Raw genomic sequence first — 16,364 nt, 5'->3', positions numbered from 1 at the left:
GTGAACGCAGCGAAGAACCTTCTGGCCGCCGGACGGGCGGTTGCAGCCTGTGGAGCTGGTGTAAGACCTCAACGGAGCACTCCGGGCGGGCAGTCGGCGATGAAACAGGAAGCCTCACGGCGCGAGCCGTAAGAATCCCCCCTTCACGGGGGAGAGCGTCAATTCGGTTCTCACCTTCACTGCGATCCACATTACTTCGAATTCGAAGCAACTGTTGATAACAGTACCTCTGCTTCGAATTCGAAGCAAGCGCTGTCGGCTACTGCCGGTACGAGCGCATCGCCGCGGCGAGTTCGGCGGCGGCCTGGTCGATGCAGGCGCGCAGCCGCGGGGCGTCGCTGTGAGCCGTGGCCCGCCAGTCGGCGGGGCACGCGACGACGACCGTGGGCACGGGGTCGGCGTGCACGTCGGTCAGGCGCCTGCGCATCACCTGCGCGAGGTCGGGTGGCTGCCGGCGGGAGCCGCTGTCGAGCGCGAGCAGCACCGGCATACCGGAGAGCACCCCGTCCCCGAGGACGCCGAAGAACGAGTCGAACACCTCACTCGGGGATGCGGTGAGCACCGGGGTCGCCACCACGAGCCCGTCGGCCGCCACGACCGCCGCGATCGCCTCCCGCAGGTCGAGACTGGCGCGGCCCCGGGCGGAGTGCCGGGCGAGGTCGGCCGTCAGCCGGTGCAGCTCCAGCACCTCCACCTCGGCGCGCGCACCGCCGGCCGCCAGTGACCGGCACACAGCCTCCGCCACCCAGTCCGCGAGCAGGCGAGTCGGACGCGGATGGCCGAGGCCGGCGCTCACGACGGCCAAGGACACCGGACTCCACGCGGCTGTGCTCATCCCGGCATCGCGTTCATGGCTTCTTCCCGGCGGCCTGGCTGTGGCGCCGTCACCGGGGAGGGCCGAGGATGACGTTGCCGGAGAGTTCCGCGGCTTCGGCGAGCAGCTGCGCGGGGATCTCGAAGCCCTCCGGTCGTGGCTCACGAAGGTCACGGCCCGCGTGCCGGAACATCTTCTCCAGCCCTCCGGGAGTCGAGATGAGCAGTAGGTCTGCCTTCTCGGAGGTGATGCGGTAGCCGTGCGGAATGCGCCGGGGCAGGAAGACGATGCCGCCCTCCCGCAACTCGTGCTGCTCGTCGCCGGCCCAAACCAGCGCCGAACCGGACAGGAGCAGGAAGACCTCGTCCTCGTTGTTGTGCACGTGGAACGGCGGCGCCTCGCCCTTGCTGACGTCGAAGCGGCCGACGGTCAACTGCCCACCGGTCGCCTCGGCGTCGAGCAGGACGCTGAAGACACTCCCGCCGATCCACTCGAGTTGCTGCTGGTCCTCACGCTGTGCGAGATAGGGGATGCTCATGGCCGGTCCTCGGGATCCGTGGGCGGCGGCGCCGTCCTCCTTTCCGCAACCCTGCGCCGCGCCACTGTCCGATCTCCATGTTCTGCGGTGCTCAGTCGGGCCCAACACTGCCCACACCGTGCGCTCACGAGGTCACGACATCGGACCCATGGGACCCGCGTCCGCCCCAACCACCCGTAAGGGACGGCACCGGAATTCGCGGTGGCGGTCGGTTCCGGCTCCGCCTGTGGTGGCTGGACCGGCGGCACGCCACACTCTTCGAATTCGAAGCAGTAGACTCCGGTCATGTCTGATTCACCGCCGTCGCTCGATCCCGTGCAGCTCGGCGCCTACTTTGACCTCGTCGAGGTGGCCAGCCTGCTCCGGCATGCGGTCGAGCAGCAGCTGCGCGAGACCGGTGATCTCAGCTATGTGCAGTTCCAACTGCTGGCCCGCCTCGGAGACTCGCCGACGGGCAGCCACCGCATGACCGACCTGGCCGACGGCGTCGTCTACAGCCGCAGTGGCCTGACCTACCAGGTAGGCCTGCTCGAAAAGGAGGGCCTGGTCGTCCGCGCCCCCTCACCGGACGACGAGCGGAGCATCACCGTCACCATCACCGATGCCGGGCGCGAGCTGCTTGCGAAGGTGCTGCCGGGTCACGTCGAGGTGGTCAGCGGCCTCCTGTTCGAGCCGCTTTCGCGCGACGACGCCAAGGCTCTCGCCGGCCTGCTGGCGCCGGTGCGCGACCACATGCGCTCGACGCCGCCTCGCTCGGCCGCGCCCCGCCACCGCAAAGGTGGAGCATAAGGACTCGACAGGCGTCGGAGCCCCGGAGACCGCAGCGCATCAGGACGCGCGTGATCAGCCGGGCGCCAGGATCGATCCCCCGGTCGAGGTTCGCGGACTCCTCGACCCGGCTCATGATGTGCTCGGCGAGATGGCGGGCCGACCGCGGGCCGTCGCCGGTGAAGAACGCGGCGCTGAAGACACGACGGAAAACAGAGAGGCACCTGGATTGGGAGCGGCGGGCCTGGCGGGTCGGCTGGCGCAGGCTCGAGCCGGTGCGCTGGTGGGCAGGGAGCCGGAGCGGACGGTGCTCGACCGGATGCTGTCGGGCGCGGCGGACGCTCCGCTCGTGGCGTACATGCACGGTCCCGGCGGCATCGGCAAGTCCTCGTTGGTGCGCTACGCCGCTCGGCAGGCCGAGCTCACCGGCCGCCGCGTGGTGCACGTGGACGGCCGGTTCCTCGACGCTGATCCGCGCCGGCTCGAGGAACTCGCGGCCCCGGCCTGTGCCGAACCCGGTGCGGTGCTGCTCATCGACACTTTCGAGCAGAGCCAGCCACTCGAGGCGTGGCTGCGCGAGACCCTCCTGCTGCGGCTCGCCGACCATGCGATCGTGGTTGTAGCCAGCAGGGTCGCCCCCGACGCCGAATGGTCGCTGGACCCTGGGTGGGCGCAGCTGTTCACCGCACTGGCCGTGCGGCCGCTCGACGCCGCCCAGTCCCACGCCCTGCTCGCTGCCCGGGGTGTCCCCGCCGAGCAGCGCGGTGCCTTCGTCGCCTTCGCGGGAGGCAGCCCGCTCGCCCTCTCGCTGGCCGCCTCCGTCTCCCCGGCCGAGCCCGGCGCACCGTGGAAGCCGACCGGCGACGTCCTGACGACCCTGGTCGAGCGGCTGGTGGGCGACCTGCCCAGCGCCGTCCACCGGCGCGCCCTCGAGGTGGTGGCGCAGGCCTACGTCACCCGCGAGCCCCTGCTCCGCGCAGTGCTGGGTGACGAGGACACCGATACGGTGTTCTCCTGGCTGCGCCAACTGCCCTACATCGAGGCCACTCCCGAAGGGCTGCACCCGCACGACGCGGTGCGGGCGACTCTTGAGGCCGACCTGCGCTGGCGGGACCCCGAGCGTTACGACGACGTCCGCGCCCGCATATCGCTCGCGGGCCTCCAGACCGTGCGCGGCGTCACCGAGGAGGACGCGCTGCTGCGGGTCGCGGAGTGGATGTTCCTCTTCCGCAACCAGGGCGGACCGGAAGATCTATACAACTACCGGACACACCCGCATATCGAAGACACTCCGCTCCGGCCCGAAGACGTGCCGGACGTGCTGCGCATGGCCGAGGAAGCGGAGGGCCCGGCATCAGCGGCAGCGGTCGCGCACTGGGTGCGCCGCCAGCCGGAGGCCTTCCGAGTCCATCGCTATGCGGGCTCCTCCGCACCCGCGTCGTTCATGGCCATTCTGCGGCTGGACGCGCCACTGCCCGAGGACCGCGCCGAGGACCCGGTGATCGCAGCAGTCTGGGACCTTGTGGAGGCGGCCGCTCCCCTGAGGCCGGGCGAGCACCTGGGCATCCGCCGCTTCGCGGTGCAACCCGGCGGGCACCAGCGGCCCTCTCCCCTGATGGAGCTCACCAGCCGACGCACCATCGGCGAGGAGATGAGGATCCGCGGACGCGCGGTGACCTTCACCGTCTTCGAAGACGCCGACCGGTGGGGGCGCTACCTCGCCGCGGCCGGGATGCCGGAGGTCGCGGCCGTGGACGTCGACGGGAGGCAACAGCACGTCTTCGGCCGGGACTGGCGACGGCAAACGGTGGAACAGTGGGTGCAGCACCGGGCTCGCGCAGCGGTCACTCCCTTGGCAACATGGCCCGCAACCGCCTCCGAGAGCGGCCCGGGCGACCGGTTACCGCGCGCCGCCTTTGAGGAAGGAATGCTCGAGGCGCTGCGCACCTGGCACACCCCCCGCGAATTCGCCACCAGCGTCCTGCTCAACTCCCATCTCGTGCCGCCGCGCTCACCCGACCCGGTCGCGGACCTGCGCGGCGCCATCATCACCGCCCTCGACGCGCTACAGACCGACCCCACGGGCGTCAAGGCACACGAGGCTCTCACCGCCACCTACATCGCGGCCTCCCGCACCCACAAGGCCGCCGCCCGACGGCTGGGGGTGCCCTACGGCACCTACCGGCGTCACCTCGCCCTGGCCAGGGCACGCCTCATCGAACAACTGCTGCGCCAACCAGCCACGACATCCACACCGCCCCCACCACACTCTTTGACGGAGGAGTGAGGTCTCTGCGGAACCGCTGGGCAAGACGGCCTCGGCGGTCACCGGCACACGACCACGGCAACCCGGTGTCGGCATACGGCCCGAGCTCCCCAGCCATGTCGCGGGCCAAGAACACGGCTGCGCGCTCTGGAGACCGCAGCCTGGGCCCGCGCCCAGGGCGCTCCGGAACTCCTCCAACTCGCGGCCGCATTGCACGCCGGGCATTCCGTCGACCAAGACCACTACAGCGGTTCTTCCATGACATCGGCCTCGGGGAACATCGGTACAGCGGTTGGCGCCGAGAACGATCATGATCGGGTAACACACCGGCTGGAGACTCCGCTGGGGTTCACGGAAGGATCGCCAGGCGGGTAACCGTGCTGGCTGCGGTTCGCTCGCGCCGGTGGAGTTTCTGGCTGATGAGCCAGCTGATATCTGGACCTTTTGCGCCCCTCCGCTGCGTTGAGCTGCGAGTTTGCTTTGCTGACAATGGCAGGCACGAAGATTTTGAAGGATGTCCGGATGCTGTCACCGTGCGGCGGAAGGGTGCGCCGCCGATCTACGGGGGTGCGCTGGGCTGAGACCACGCTTGACGATCGACCTTGAGGAACTGGCTCATTTCGCACCGTACTTGGCGGAACACATCAACCGGTTCGGCGAGTACAGCACGCACGAGCTCGGCATCCAGCCCGAGGCGCACGACCCGAAGCTGGACGTCGACCTCACCCCGCTACGCGAGCAGGACTTGGCCGCCGTCGGCTTCGGCCAGACTGCCTGAGGCGGTCGGCAGTTCGTCGAAGGCGAAGTAGAGCAGCTGCCCAGCGGCGAAACGGCGCGATTCGAGCCGCGGTCATCGAGCGCGCTGGTCGATGAGTGCGGCCAGGCCGTCCAAGATGCGCTGCAGGCCGAACTCCCATGCCTGATCCTGCCCGTCGGATTGGGCTGCCGAGGTGAGGGCCGAAGCAAGCGCGGGGAATCGCTCGCCGTGCGCCTGCATCAGGTCACCAAGGATGGCACCTAGCTGGGCCTCGGGGTTGCCCGCGGGGCCAGCCGCGCGGGCTTGCTGAGTGATCCCTCGTACGTGGCCGACCAGTAGGACGGCCGCGTCCATCCGCTCGGCACCGCTCAGCCCCGTACCGTCCAGTGCGGAGACGGCACGCTCCAGCCAGGACAACTCCCCGGGGCCCACGACCCGCGGCCCGATGGTGGCCTCCAGCGCCCAGGAGTGTTGCAGAAAGACGGCGATCAAGTGGCGGGCCCAGTCCTCCAGCTGCTCCCGCCAGCCGCCACACGCCTTCTCTGCTGTCGGGTAGGGGCCGATCGCAGCGTCGACCATCAGCGCGACCAACTCAGCTTTGCCCGGCACGTACCTGTACAGCGCCATCTTGGTGACGCCAAGTCGCGCGGCGACCCGCTGCATGGAGACATCGGACAACCCGCCCGAGTCGGCGATCTCGATGCCGGCCCGCGCGATGCGGTCCAGGTCGAGTGTCGGCCTGGGGCCTCGCGCGGGCTTGGGGTGCGGCCCCCACAGCAGTCGCACCGTCTCGGCGTGCTCGTCGCCCACGCTCCCCTCCCTGTCCTGCCTTGTCGAACCAATCCAACTGTGTCTATGGTACACAGTAATTATTAGTGTCCGGTGGACACAGTTTTCGAAAGAGGAGCCCGTGAACAGGAATGTCCTCATCTCCGGCGCGAGTATCGCCGGTCCGGCGCTGGCCTACTGGCTGGGCCGCCACGGCTTCACCCCCACCGTCGTCGAACTGGCCCCGGCCCTGCGCGAGGGCGGTCAGGCCGTCGACTTTCGCGGTGAGACACACCTGACCGTGCTGGAACGCATGGGCCTGCTTCCTGAACTGCACCGCATCAAGACCGGCGGCAGCCCGGTGCGCTTCGTCGACGAAGGCGGCCGAACGCTGCTGCAACTGCCCGCCGAGTTCGCCGGCGGCGAGATAGAGGTCCTCCGCGGAGACCTGGCCCGGGTGCTGTACGAGCGCAGCGCCCCCTACACCGAGTACATCTTCGGCGACTCGATCATCAGCCTTGACGAGACTTTGTCCGGCGTGCGGGTCGGCTTCCAAAGCGGTGTCTCACGCGACTTCGATCTCGTGATCGGAGCGGACGGTCTGCACTCCAACGTCCGCCGCCTCGCTTTCGGGCCGGAGGAGAACTACGTCAGCCACCTCGGCTACTACGCCGCCACATGGCAGTTGCCCAACGACAACTACCCGGGGCTCGACAAGGGCTCGGTCGGCTACAACGTGCCGGGACGGTTCGCCTCCATCGGTGCCGACCACTGGAACTCGGCACGGGCAGGGGCATTCTTCGTCTTCTCCGCGCCTGAGCTGTCGTATGACCGACATGACCCGGATCAGCAGAAGAAGTTGATCGCCGACGCCTTCTCCGGTCTCGGCTGGGAGGTGCCCCGCCTGCTCGCCTCTCTTCAGCAGGTGCCAGACCTGTACTTCGATTCGATCAGCCGGGCGGACGTGGACACCTGGTCCACGGGGCGAGTGTGCCTCGTCGGCGATGCCGCATGCGGGGCCACCATCGGCGGTATGGGCACGGGAACCGCGATGGTTGCCGCTTACGTGCTGGCCGGCGAACTCGCGCGAGCCCGGGGCGAGTACGGGATGGCCTTCCCCCGGTACGAGAGCAGGCTCCGGAAGTACGCCAGGGGCTGCCAGGCGGGCGGCGGACGTACCGGGAAGTTCCTCGCCCCCGGCACCGCCACCGGCATACGCCTCCGCAACACCCTGTTGTCCCGCCCCCTGTTCCTGAATGGAATGCTCAAGCTGGGTGAGAAAGTCAGCAGCACCGTGGCTCTGCCCGACTATCCCGCCGACTCCAGCCGCGTCAGTTGGTGACCGATACGGTCTTCAGTGAGGGCGTCCACGCCAACGGGCTCACATAGATGCGTGGTTGTGCGCAGGGATTACGCGCCTCTTGGGGGATGCCGCGGCAGAGCTCTCGGAGCTGGCCGAGGGCCACGGCGAGTTCGTTGCGCAGCCGTTCGTTCTCCTCGAGTTGAACCGGCAGGAACTGCCGATCGCTCTGGAAGTCCTGGCAGAAGTAGCAGCCATCAGCCGCGGTCTTCGGGCAGGGCCGTGAGATGTCCCGCCCGCACCAGCCTCCGGCCACCACGTGAAGACGGCGATGGAGGACCAACTCGGCGCGCTCGGCCTAGTCCTCGACGCAATCCTGCTCCGGACGACGAAGTACATCGACGCCGCCGTCGAACAGCTCCGCGACGAGGACATCGCCCGCCTGTCCCCGCTCAAGCACCGCAACCTGAACCTGCTCTGTCGCTACAGCTTCACCGCCTCCACCCCAGCCGCCGGCGTCCTGCGCCCGCTGCGTGATCCGGACGGGCCGGAGCTGGACGAGGACGACGACGGCCGCAAGGACTAGCCAATGCTTGCGACCCGGGCCGCAGGTCACCGCGCGGGGAAATGCGTCGGGCCGCCAGTCTCTGCGCGCGGAGGCGGGGGTCACGCGTCCTGTTCGGCGCCGGCCATCAGGGCGAGCAGGCTGTGGGGTGCATGGTCGTCGATCATGATCGCGTAGAAGCCATCGTCGTCTGCTTCCACGGCGGCGGCGCGGGTGAGCATGGCTTGTTCGTGCGCGGCGAGGGCGGCTTCCGCATCGCCGGGGTGTGCGGCGAGGGCCTGGCCGAGTTCCGCGCCATCCTGCATGGCCAGGTTGGCGCCTTCGCCGTTCGGCGCCCGAAGGTGGGCGGCATCGCCGAGCAGGGTCACCCCCGGTATGCGGTCCCAGCGGTGCCCGGCCGGCAGGGAGAAGATGGGGCGCAGGGTCGGCGGGGTGTCGCTTTCCGTGATCAGGGCGGTGAGTTCGGGAGCCCATCGGTCGAACTCCTCCGCGACCTGCGCGGTGAGGGCTGCGGCATCGGTGGCATTGAGGCCGGTGAACCAGTCCTGGGGCTTCTTCAACTGTGCGTAGGTGTGCAGGGTCCCGGCGCCTTCCCGGTGGGCCAGCAGTCCCCTGCCCGGTGCGAGCGCGAACAGTGATCCGGCCCCGACCGCTTCCGCGGAGGCGGGATGACGGGTTCCTGCGTCGAAGAGGAACGTCTCCACGCTGCAGACGCCGAAGTACTCCGGAGTGGCCTCGGAGAGCAGCGGCCGTACCCGCGACCACGCGCCGTCGGCGCCGACGAGGAGGCCGGCGACGACCGTGGCGCCGTCGGCGAAGTCGACCTGGTGGCGGCCGTCGTCGAGTGTCCGTACCGCGGTGACCTTGTGGTCCCAGCGGACGGTGCCGTCGGGCAGGGATTCGAGCAGTAGCTGCCGCAGTTCGCCACGCGGTACCTCGGGGCGTTCGCCCGTTCCGTCGTCGGGCAGGTCGAGCAGCACGTTCCCGGCCTGGTCCATGACCCGGCACGCCTCGCGGCCCGGCAGGATCAACTTTCGAAAGTCCTCGAACAGGCCCGCGGCCTTCAGTGCCGCCTGTCCGTTGTGTGGGTGGATGTCGAGCAGTCCGCCCTGGCGGCGGGTGTCCGGCGCGGGCTCCGCCTCGTAGACCGTTGCCGGGATGCCGTGGACGTGCAGAACGCGGGCCAGCGTCAGGCCGCCCAGACCTGCTCCGATGATCGTGACCGGTGTCGTCATGGTTCCTCCTCATCCCCTTCCGGGGCACTTGGACGCTTATTGGATCGTCACTCCAATCACGCTAGCACAATGTTGGATCGCCGCTCCATTCATGCAATGATGGGACCGTGACGAAGAGAGCCGTGACTGGATCTGCGAGGGCCCCACGACGGAAGGACGCCCTGTCGAGGGGGCTGATCATTCAGACCGCGATCGAGATCCTGGACAGCGGCGGCGAGAAAGCACTGACGCTGCGCGCACTGACCGTGCGCCTGGGCACCGGCTACGGGGCGATCTATCACCACGTCGCGGACAAGAACGATCTGCTCGCGACGGCCACTGACGACGTCATCGCCGGCGTGCTGTCCGGCGTGGTCGCCGATGCGGACGCGCGCACCGCTCTGCATCGCCTTGCCCTGGGCCTGTTCGATGCGATCGACGCCCACCCCTGGGTCGGGGCAGAACTCTCCCGCCAACCCTGGCGGCCCGCGCTGCTGGACTTCTACGAGAGCATCGGCCGCCTCGTGGACGCCCTCGGCGTCCCGGAAGAAGCGCGCTTCGACGCGGCCGGCACGCTGGTGAACTATGTCCTCGGCGTCGCCGCACAGAACGCCGCGAACGCACGGCTACTCGCGGGCAGCGACACGGACCGGGAGACCTTCCTGGAGGACGCCGCCACGCAATGGGCGCAGATCGACCCCGGGCGGTACCCGTTCGTGCACGCGGCGGCGACTCGGCTGGGCGAGCACGACGACCGCGAGCAGTTCCTCGTCGGGGTCGACATCTTCCTCGCCGGTATCTCAGTCCTGCGCTAAGACCGCAGCGATCGCCGTTCCTCGCAGCGCTCGGACAAGCACAACGAGGACCAGCCCGCCGCTGCCCCGCGGATGGCGTTGCCGCCCCGGTGGGCGCTCGGTCCTGTCGGCAAACGATCGGTTATCTTGAGCCGAGCCGCTCGGCGGGGCGCTGACCTGGGCTGCTGCGATCAGGGCGCTGTCCAGGAGGCCTTCCATCGTGTTGCCTGGCTCCTCGTGGCCGCGGATGGATCGTTGTCGAACAGCGAAGGTCACCGGCCTCGGGGAACATCGGTACAGCGGTTGGCGCTGAGAACGATCATGGTCGGATTGCACACCGGCCGGAGACTCCGCTGGGGTTCGCGGAAAGATCGCCGGGCGGGTACCGGCGCTGGCTACGGTCCGCTCGTGCCCGTGGAGTTTCTGACCGATGAGCAGGCTGAGGCGTACGGGAAGTCCGCCGAGGAGCCGACCCGCCCCGAGCTGGAGCGGTTCTTCTCCCTGGACGACGTCGACCGCGATCTGATTGCGTTGCGGCGCTCCACGCATCACCAACTGGGCTTCGCGCTCCAGATGTGCACCGTGCGCCACATCGGCCGGTTCCTCCCGGACGATCCACTCGACGCCCCGTGGTCGGTGGTCGAGCACTTGGCCGCGCAGCTCGGCATCGAGGACCCGTCGGTGGTGAAGCGGTACACCGAGCAACCGAAGACGGCCTACGAGCACGCGTGGGAGATCCGGGACGCCTACGAGTACCACGAGTACGAGGACTCGGAGGGGTCTCGGCGGTTCCGTACGTTCCTGCACGGGCGGGCGCGGACGCAAGCGCGGCACCATCCACCAGGCGTACCCCGACAGCATGGAGGACCAGCTCGGCGCGCTCGGTTGAGGACGACGCCTGACCTGTGGTCTATGCATAGAGCAGGACGCGCTTACGGAGGAGTTCGAATCCCGCGCGCCCGAACATCTGGCGCTTGAGCATCTTGATCCGGTTGACGTGGCCTTTGACGACGCCGGAGTTCCAGGGCAGTGAGAGGCCGGCGATGACGGCGTCGAGGTCGCGTTCGAGGTGCTGGGCGAACCGGCGGAGACTGGGCAGGCGTAGGTCGCGGTGGCCGCTGCGATCCATTTGTGTAGCTGGTCGCCTTGCAGGTGGGCGAGGAGCGCACATACTCGGCGAGTGCTGCCAGTTCAGGGCAGTTGGCCAGGACGGCCTTGAGATGAAGTCGGCCGTACTCGTTCAGGGCGTCGGGGTGGGTGAGGATCCAGCGTGTGACGGTTCGGGCCGATGGCGGCCGGGGCCCGACCGGCTGCACATCCACGACGGCGCGTTCTCCGCGACGGACCTCACCGCACGCCACCCGCGCACCGGAGAACTGCTGTCCACCGTGAAGTTCATGGTGCAGACCCACGCCGGCCTCGCCGTACACCGCCAGTTCCTCGCCCGCTGCCAGCCGCTCGACGGCGTCCAGGGCTCCCCCGCGGTCCCGGCCCAGCTCAAGGCCCGCCGCGAGTACGAGAACCGGGTCAGCACCCTCGTACCGCTCGGGCCATGATCGTTCTCGGCGCCAACGTCTGTATCGCTGTTCCCCCGAGGCCGGACATGGACCGCGCCGGGGCCGCTTCTCGCGCTCCCCAGTCCGTCGCACCGGTGAGGCAGGTCAGATCAGGTGGCCTGGGGCCAGGTGCGCAGCAGGGCGGCGATCCTGGCGGCAGTGCAGGTGGGATCACGCAGCAGGTCGCGGAGGGCGACGGCGTTCTCGCGCGTGGGTTTGACGGGGATCCCGGAGGCCTCCAGGTACATCACGCCCGTCGCGGCGGCCACGGCCATGTTGGAGCGCTCCAGCCAGCGGCAGCGCCCGAGGATGTGCACCAGCGCGGCGGCGCGGGCGTAGGGGCCGTCGTACACAGGCGTTTCCAGCAGTTCGGCCCGGTGACAGGCGACCGCAGCCACGGGCACCCCGTAGTCGTCGGGGGCGGGGTCCGCTGCACCCGCGACTTCCGCAACCTGCAGGATCCAGGGGACATCGATGTACAGGTCCATCAGGCGGCGTGAGCCCCCGAGGAACGACGGTCGGCGTCTTCGACGTCGTCGAAGACCGCCTGGTGCTCGTCGAGGAAGCGCCGCGCCGCATCCACGCCTCGTTGCCGCAGCCCGCCGACGTCTTCCCGCACGAGAGCAGCGATGTAGTCGCCGACGCTCATGCCGCGGTCCTTGGCCCGCGCCGTAGCCAGCTCCGCGATCTCGTCGTCGACGCGCCAGCCCTTCTGTGACTTCGCCATACCCAGATGGTAACAGCTGGTACCAGAGGGCGACCGGCTCCGCACGCCGCCACTTGTCGACGTGCTTGAGAAAGCGTTCACGTGTACGTCGACGCCATCCACGGTCTCGGCCACCGATGCCTTGACTACGCTTGGCACCAAGCTCCCAATACTGGAGATAATGGGGCAAAATTTCCTAAGGAACCGAAAATGCGTCTCGGTGTCAGCCTTCCGGTCGTGAAGCGCAGGTCCCTCACCCGTGCGTCCGTGGCGATCTCGGTTGCCGCCGGTCTGGCCCTGACCGGAGCCTGCGGCGGGGGCGGGAGCGGCGAGGGCGGCGGCGACAGCCTCACCGTCGGCGTGCTGCTTCCGGGCGGCGGGGCCTCGCGCTTCGGGCAGTTCGACAGGCCGCTGATCGAGCAGAAACTGAAGCGGTTGTGCCCTGACTGCCCGGCGGCGACCGTCGCTGCCACGCCTGAGCCGGCGGTCCAGCGGCAGCAGCTCGAGGCCATGATCACCAGGGGTGTGGATGTCTTGATCATCGCCGTCGTCGACGCCAAGGGGCTGCGCTCGACGGTCGGGGCCGCGCACCGAGCGGGTATCCCGGTCGTCGCCTATGACCGGCTCGCACAAGGCCCGATCTCCGGTTACGTCACCTTCGACGGCGCGACGGTCGGCAGGCTTCAGGGCGAGGGGCTCCTGAAGGCCATGGGCACGAAGGCGGACGGCGGCCAGATCGTCATGATGAACGGCGCCACGACCGACCCCAATGCCGACTGGTACAAGCAGGGAGCACTCTCCGTCCTCAAGGACAAGGTGAAGATCGGCAAGTCCTACGACACCGTCGGATGGCGGCCCGAGAACGCCTACGTCAACATGACCGGCGCCATCGCCGCCCTGGGCGCGGGCAACATCGACGGCGTTCTGGCCGCCAATGACAGCCTCGCCGGCGCCGTGGTCTCCGCCTTCAACGCCACGGAGGTCAGACCGCTGCCCCCGATCACCGGCCAGGACGCCGACCTTCCGGCCGTGCGGCGCATCGTCAGGGGCGACCAGTACATGACCGTCTACAAGCCCTTCAAGCCGGCGGCCGACGCCGCCGTCGAGATGGCCGTCGCCCTGGGGCGTGGCGAGAAGGTCAGTTCCATCGCCACCGGGACTGTCGACAGCGTCACCACCAAGGACATCCCTGCGGTCCTGCTCCCATCGATCTCAGTGACGGTCGGCAACATCAAGGACACTCTGGTAAAGGATGGTATGTACACAATCGACCAGATCTGTACTGCGAAGCTCCGGTCCGCCTGCGACAAGGCCGGACTCACTCCATGAGCTTCCGCGAAGGCGGAAGGAGGTGGCCACGTGCCGGCACAGCCCCTGCTGGCGTTGCGCGGCGTCTCCAAGCGCTTCGCTGCCGTCCAGGCGCTGGTGGACGTCGAGCTCGAGATCAGAGCCGGGGAGGTGGTCGCCCTGGTGGGCGACAACGCCGCCGGAAAGTCCACCCTCGTCAAGGTGATCTCGGGGGTCGGTCCCGCCGACAAGGGCGTCATCGAGTGGCAGGGCAATGCCGTCCAGATCAAGCGCCCCCAGGACGCCCAGATCCTCGGGATCTCGACCGTCTACCAGGACCTCGCAATGTGCGGCAACCTCGACGTCGTCGGCAATCTCTACCTCGGCCGGGAAATCCACCGGCTCGGCATCCTCAACGAGGTGGAGATGGAGCGCCGCACCCGCGAGCTGCTGCAGACCCTGTCCATCCGCATCCCCGACGTACGTGCGCCGCTCGCCACGCTGTCCGGCGGCCAGCGGCAGGTCGTCGCAATCACCCGCTCGTTTCTCAGCGCGCCCAAACTGCTCCTGCTCGACGAACCCACCGCCTCCCTGGGCATCGAACAGACCAATCAGCTCCTCGACCTCATCGAGCAGGTGCGCGACCGGGGCTCCGGGGTGCTCCTCATCAGCCACAACATGGGTGACATCAAGGCCGTCGCGGACCGCATCGCCGTCCTGCGCCTCGGCCGCAACAACGGCCTCTTCGACGTGACCACCACCTCCCAGGAACAGATCATCTCCTCGATCACCGGCGCGACGGACAATGCCGTCGCCCACCGCACGACCCACGCCGAGGAGGCGTGGCCGTGAGGTGGAGGAGGACGCGGGCGCGCGGCGCCGATGCCGCGCCCGCTGCCGACCGCCTCAGGGCGAACGCCGACGTGGTACGCCGCAGACTGCACGAAGCCGAACTCGGCCCGGCCCCGGCCCTGCTCGCTCTCGCCGTGACCTGGACGGTCTTCCAGGGCCTCAACGACAACTTCCTCTCCTCGCGCAACCTGTCCGTCCTCAGCGTGGACATCGTCGGGACCGGCATGATCGCCGTCGGCATCGTCTTCGTGCTGCTGATCGGAGAGATCGACCTGTCGGTGGGCTCGCTCGCCGGACTGGCGGGCGCCCTGTTCGCGTCGCTGAACGTGAACCTTGGAATGCCCGAATGGCTCGCCGTGATCATCGCGGTCACCTGCGGTGCGGCCGCCGGGGCCGTCCACGGATTCTTCTTCGCCAAGATCGGCGTACCCGCGTTCGTCGTCACCCTCGCTGGCCTGCTGGCCTGGAACGGCCTGATGCTGTACCTGCTCGGACCGGAGAGCTCCATCAATTTCAGCGACGACGGGCTGGTCGCCATGCTGACCAGCCGCTACTTCAGCGCCGCCATGGTCACCTACGGCCTGGCGGCGCTCGGTACGCTCGCGTACCTCCTCCTCTCCTACCACGACCGCAGGCGCCGCAGCGCCGTCGGTATGCCCTACCGGCGGGTGCGCGAGATCTGGGCGCGTACGGCTCTGCTCGCGGTCGTCGCGTTCGCCACCGTCTACGTCCTGGGCCGCTTCGAGGGCCTGCCGCTGGCGCTCCTGATCTTCCTCGGAGTCATCGTCGTCTCGGACCTCTTCCTGCGCCGCACGACCTACGGCCGACAGGTCCTCGCGCTGGGCGGCGGTGCGGAAGCGGCCCGGCGCGCCGGCGTCTACGTGGCACGCGTGCGAATCGCGGTGTTCCTGGTGTCGGGGACCCTGGCCGCAGTCGGCGGCCTGTTCGTCGCGTCGCGCCTCACCTCGGCAACCCAGGTCCCAGGCTCCGGCATGCTGCTCATCAACGCCATCGCCGCCGCCGTCATCGGAGGCACCAGTCTCTTCGGCGGACGCGGCTCGACCTGGTCCGCCCTGCTGGGAGTGCTCATCATCCAGTCGATCGCCTCGGGCATGGCGCTGCTCGGAGTCGAGCCCGCGGTCCAGTTCATGATCACCGGTGGGGTGCTGCTCACCGCGGTGGTCTTCGACGCGTTGGCGCGGCGCGCCACGGAGTCACGCGGGCGGGACTGAGGAATGGCCCCGCCGCCGCCCCGCCCGACAACGCCGTGCAGTGCAACCCCAGTCAGCAGTTCCCAAGGTGAGATTCCCCAGCTTAAAGGCTGGCCCGTAAATGATCTTTGGCGCGCTGGATGACCTGCTCCTCTCTTCGTCAGACGGTGAGAGTGAGGTTGTGCAGGCGGGCGATGCCGAGCATGGCGTGGTGGACGCCGCCGCCTTTCAGGCGGCAGCCGCGGCGGACCTTCCAGCTCTTCATGCGGGCGAAGACGTGCTCGCCTCGGGCGCGGACCTTACGGTGCGAAGCATTGTGTTCCTTCTTCCACGCCGGGAGTTCGGCCTGGCCGCGCTCGCGGCAGTGCGGGATGATCGACCAGCGGTGTAAGGCCAAGGTCGTAGGCCGCCCGGGACCTGCTGCCCGCCCTGGGCCGCTCGAGCAATGGAAGTGGCGCCACAACACCACCCCACGCCAAGACCCGCTGCGGCGGCAAGCAGGCCATGGCCGTCCTGAAGGGCTGGCGTCTGCTCCGCAATCTCCGCTGCAGCAACAAGTTGCAGCCCCAACAGGATCACCGACATCGTGAAGACCGTCCTCGTCCTTCACCGCGCTTCGACGTGGGGTCGGAAGAAGCTCGCTGCCCGACTTCGACGAAGTGCGGATCAGGCCCGAGACGGCACTCCGTCCTGCCGTTTGAGCTGCCTCGCGTGTCCGACAGCGCCTCGGCCGGCTGGGGCGTGCCGGACGGCCCGTCGGTCACGTCGAAGGATCGGGGGCGGGCGGCTGTTCGGTGCGGTCGGGCCACACCCCCACATGGTCCGGTTCCCCGGTCAGGCGGACGCGGCCGCTCAGGCCGTAGCGCTCCACGTAGTCCCGGGGCAGTTGGAGGCGGCCCGCGCGGTCCAGGACCGTGTACTCCTCCGCGCCCGTGATGCCCGGCCCGCGCAGGGTCTCTGTGGAGGTG

At 68.9% G+C, this 16,364-nt stretch carries 16 protein-coding genes and 7 pseudogenes; 13 read left to right on the top strand and 10 right to left on the bottom strand.

Features of this window, described 5'->3' with window-relative positions; all coding sequences use genetic code 11:
- A pseudogene (locus tag O3Q52_RS31075) lies at positions 1 to 132 on the top strand (RNA-guided endonuclease TnpB family protein); the annotation flags it as partial.
- Positions 133 to 259: 127 nt separating this feature from the next.
- Here O3Q52_RS31075 and O3Q52_RS31070 read toward each other — a convergent pair.
- Together O3Q52_RS31070 and O3Q52_RS31065 are read right to left on the bottom strand one after the other, a co-directional pair.
- Entirely contained in the window at positions 260 to 835 is a 576-nt protein-coding gene (locus O3Q52_RS31070; protein ID WP_269652019.1) for an NAD(P)H-dependent oxidoreductase, read from the bottom strand.
- 49 nt (positions 836 to 884) lie between these two features.
- On the bottom strand, positions 885 to 1,352 hold the full coding sequence (locus O3Q52_RS31065; RefSeq protein ID WP_269652018.1) for a cupin domain-containing protein: 468 nt from the start codon (positions 1,350 to 1,352) through the stop codon (positions 885 to 887).
- Positions 1,353 to 1,637: 285 nt separating this feature from the next.
- On the opposite strand from O3Q52_RS31065, the gene O3Q52_RS31060 reads away from it, so the two are divergent.
- The 3 genes from O3Q52_RS31060 (at position 1,638) to O3Q52_RS31050 (ending at position 5,164) form a co-directional block, all read left to right on the top strand.
- Positions 1,638 to 2,141, top strand: coding sequence for a MarR family winged helix-turn-helix transcriptional regulator (locus tag O3Q52_RS31060; RefSeq protein WP_269652017.1), 504 nt, complete (start codon positions 1,638 to 1,640; stop codon positions 2,139 to 2,141).
- A gap of 262 nt (positions 2,142 to 2,403) precedes the next feature.
- The gene (locus O3Q52_RS31055; RefSeq protein WP_269652016.1) at positions 2,404 to 4,407 is read left to right on the top strand and encodes an ATP-binding protein; all 2,004 of its coding nucleotides are present in this window, start codon (positions 2,404 to 2,406) and stop codon (positions 4,405 to 4,407) included.
- A gap of 568 nt (positions 4,408 to 4,975) precedes the next feature.
- On the top strand, positions 4,976 to 5,164 hold the full coding sequence (locus O3Q52_RS31050; protein ID WP_269652015.1) for a hypothetical protein: 189 nt from the start codon (positions 4,976 to 4,978) through the stop codon (positions 5,162 to 5,164).
- Positions 5,165 to 5,236: 72 nt separating this feature from the next.
- Here the strand turns inward: O3Q52_RS31050 and O3Q52_RS31045 are convergent, their stop codons facing one another.
- Positions 5,237 to 5,953: a TetR/AcrR family transcriptional regulator gene (locus tag O3Q52_RS31045; RefSeq protein ID WP_269652014.1), complete on the bottom strand. Its 717-nt coding sequence runs from the start codon at positions 5,951 to 5,953 to the stop codon at positions 5,237 to 5,239.
- A 100-nt stretch (positions 5,954 to 6,053) separates the two neighbouring features.
- Here O3Q52_RS31045 and O3Q52_RS31040 point away from each other — a divergent pair, with 100 nt between their 5' ends.
- Positions 6,054 to 7,253: an FAD-dependent monooxygenase gene (locus O3Q52_RS31040; RefSeq protein WP_269652013.1), complete on the top strand. Its 1,200-nt coding sequence runs from the start codon at positions 6,054 to 6,056 to the stop codon at positions 7,251 to 7,253.
- On the opposite strand, the gene O3Q52_RS31035 is transcribed toward O3Q52_RS31040, so the two are convergent.
- Positions 7,243 to 7,530, bottom strand: a complete 288-nt coding sequence (locus O3Q52_RS31035) for a hypothetical protein (RefSeq protein ID WP_269652012.1) — start codon at positions 7,528 to 7,530, stop codon at positions 7,243 to 7,245. The genes O3Q52_RS31040 and O3Q52_RS31035 overlap by 11 nt on opposite strands.
- 12 nt (positions 7,531 to 7,542) lie before the next feature.
- Here O3Q52_RS31035 and O3Q52_RS31030 point away from each other — a divergent pair.
- Positions 7,543 to 7,797: pseudogene (locus O3Q52_RS31030) on the top strand (Tn3 family transposase); the annotation flags it as partial.
- A gap of 80 nt (positions 7,798 to 7,877) precedes the next feature.
- Here the strand turns inward: O3Q52_RS31030 and O3Q52_RS31025 are convergent.
- A complete protein-coding gene (locus tag O3Q52_RS31025; protein ID WP_269652010.1) occupies positions 7,878 to 9,011 on the bottom strand; it encodes an NAD(P)/FAD-dependent oxidoreductase in 1,134 nt (377 codons plus the stop codon).
- Between the two features lie 122 nt (positions 9,012 to 9,133).
- On the opposite strand from O3Q52_RS31025, the gene O3Q52_RS31020 reads away from it, so the two are divergent.
- Both O3Q52_RS31020 and O3Q52_RS31015 read left to right on the top strand, forming a co-directional pair.
- Complete coding sequence (locus O3Q52_RS31020; protein ID WP_269652009.1) at positions 9,134 to 9,805, top strand: TetR/AcrR family transcriptional regulator; 672 nt, start codon at positions 9,134 to 9,136, stop codon at positions 9,803 to 9,805.
- Between the two features lie 387 nt (positions 9,806 to 10,192).
- Positions 10,193 to 10,606, top strand: a pseudogene (locus O3Q52_RS31015) (DUF4158 domain-containing protein); the annotation flags it as partial.
- Between the two features lie 88 nt (positions 10,607 to 10,694).
- On the opposite strand, the pseudogene O3Q52_RS31010 reads toward O3Q52_RS31015, so the two are convergent.
- Positions 10,695 to 10,871, bottom strand: a pseudogene (locus O3Q52_RS31010) (ISL3 family transposase); the annotation flags it as partial.
- Between the two features lie 133 nt (positions 10,872 to 11,004).
- Here O3Q52_RS31010 and O3Q52_RS31005 point away from each other — a divergent pair.
- On the top strand, positions 11,005 to 11,340 hold the full coding sequence (locus O3Q52_RS31005; protein WP_269652007.1) for a hypothetical protein: 336 nt from the start codon (positions 11,005 to 11,007) through the stop codon (positions 11,338 to 11,340).
- 110 nt (positions 11,341 to 11,450) lie between these two features.
- On the opposite strand, the gene O3Q52_RS31000 is transcribed toward O3Q52_RS31005, so the two are convergent.
- A complete protein-coding gene (locus O3Q52_RS31000; protein ID WP_269652006.1) occupies positions 11,451 to 11,828 on the bottom strand; it encodes a fic family toxin-antitoxin system, toxin component in 378 nt (125 codons plus the stop codon).
- Positions 11,828 to 12,067: a hypothetical protein gene (locus O3Q52_RS30995; protein WP_189844351.1), complete on the bottom strand. Its 240-nt coding sequence runs from the start codon at positions 12,065 to 12,067 to the stop codon at positions 11,828 to 11,830. The genes O3Q52_RS31000 and O3Q52_RS30995 overlap by 1 nt, the downstream gene beginning before the upstream one ends.
- A gap of 189 nt (positions 12,068 to 12,256) precedes the next feature.
- On the opposite strand from O3Q52_RS30995, the gene O3Q52_RS30990 reads away from it, so the two are divergent.
- Genes O3Q52_RS30990 through O3Q52_RS30980 form a run of 3 tightly spaced genes read left to right on the top strand, consistent with a single transcriptional unit; the run spans position 12,257 to position 15,417 of the window.
- Positions 12,257 to 13,375, top strand: a complete 1,119-nt coding sequence (locus O3Q52_RS30990) for a sugar ABC transporter substrate-binding protein (RefSeq protein WP_269652005.1) — start codon at positions 12,257 to 12,259, stop codon at positions 13,373 to 13,375.
- A 30-nt stretch (positions 13,376 to 13,405) separates the two neighbouring features.
- Positions 13,406 to 14,185 (top strand): ATP-binding cassette domain-containing protein, encoded by a 780-nt coding sequence (locus O3Q52_RS30985; RefSeq protein WP_269652004.1) that lies wholly within the window; start codon positions 13,406 to 13,408, stop codon positions 14,183 to 14,185.
- Positions 14,176 to 15,417, top strand: a complete 1,242-nt coding sequence (locus O3Q52_RS30980; protein ID WP_269652003.1) for a sugar ABC transporter permease — start codon at positions 14,176 to 14,178, stop codon at positions 15,415 to 15,417. Before O3Q52_RS30985 ends, O3Q52_RS30980 begins: the two co-directional genes overlap by 10 nt.
- A gap of 139 nt (positions 15,418 to 15,556) precedes the next feature.
- On the opposite strand, the pseudogene O3Q52_RS30975 reads toward O3Q52_RS30980, so the two are convergent.
- Positions 15,557 to 15,772 (bottom strand): annotated as a pseudogene (locus O3Q52_RS30975) (IS5/IS1182 family transposase); the annotation flags it as partial.
- A gap of 95 nt (positions 15,773 to 15,867) precedes the next feature.
- On the opposite strand from O3Q52_RS30975, the pseudogene O3Q52_RS30970 reads away from it, so the two are divergent.
- Positions 15,868 to 16,018 (top strand): annotated as a pseudogene (locus tag O3Q52_RS30970) (IS5/IS1182 family transposase); the annotation flags it as partial.
- 138 nt (positions 16,019 to 16,156) lie between these two features.
- On the opposite strand, the pseudogene O3Q52_RS30965 reads toward O3Q52_RS30970, so the two are convergent.
- Positions 16,157 to 16,364 (bottom strand): annotated as a pseudogene (locus O3Q52_RS30965) (ABC transporter ATP-binding protein); the annotation flags it as partial.

The organism is Streptomyces sp. ActVer, assembly GCF_027270795.1.
GTDB lineage: Bacteria > Actinomycetota > Actinomycetes > Streptomycetales > Streptomycetaceae > Streptomyces > Streptomyces umbrinus_A.
Note: the sequence above shows the minus strand (reverse complement) of the source record. Positions and strands in the feature narration are given on the sequence as shown.